At 42.9% G+C, this 718-nt stretch carries 1 protein-coding gene; it reads left to right on the top strand.

From position 1 onward, the window contains the following. Positions 1-202 precede the first annotated feature (202 nt). Positions 203-718, top strand: a 516-nt coding sequence (locus ACS8FD_RS20425) for an RDD family protein (protein WP_439277210.1), incomplete at its 3' end; no start/stop codon positions are given.

The following is a 718-nucleotide window of genomic DNA, read 5'->3' as shown; positions in this document are numbered from 1 at the left end:
GATTTTTTTATGTCTGCTGTTTTTGTAATAAGGGTTGTTTGTCTTATCTTTATATACTTCACGTTTTAAATATTACAACACGTTTTCGACGCATCATCATTTTTATAATATGTATACTTCTGGGGCTTGGTATAAGTGTACGATAAGCACCCAAATTACGGTACAATAGTGTCATTATTTTCGCTTGCTATGAGCTTGTATCATGTCAAAAAGTACACCGAAGACTGTCCTTAAGTCAAAGTCTCCAAAAAAGAACACCTCTCAACAGCATGTCCCTCATATTGAAGAGCCTACTATTGCCAAACCGACGACCCGTGTCGTTGCTATCTTATATGATGGGATGTTGATTTTGGCATTATTGTTTTTGGTGGGGACGATGCTGACAGTGATTGGTACGCTATTGACCATGGAAACAGGGACGCAGTCTGAAGAGGCGCAGTCGCTACCCAGATGGTATCAGAACGTCATTATGACACCTTCTTTTATACTGACGCTAGTAGCCTTTTATGGCGTGTTTTGGCGTCGCGGTGGTCAAACGCTAGGCATGCAAACATGGCGCCTAAAAACCGTCAATAATGCGGGGCATTTGCTAACGTGGGGCCAATCATTTAAGCGCATTATGGCAGCTGCACTAATGCCGTTAATTTTTGGTATTATCGGCAGTCTGATAGGAGGCTCGCGTGCCGTCCTGCTGACCAGTGCCTTTTTGGGTTTGGTA

Source organism: Psychrobacter sp. 1U2 (genome assembly GCF_051847575.1).
The sequence above is the reverse complement of the archived record's forward strand: the minus strand, read 5'-3'. Positions and strand labels throughout refer to the sequence as shown.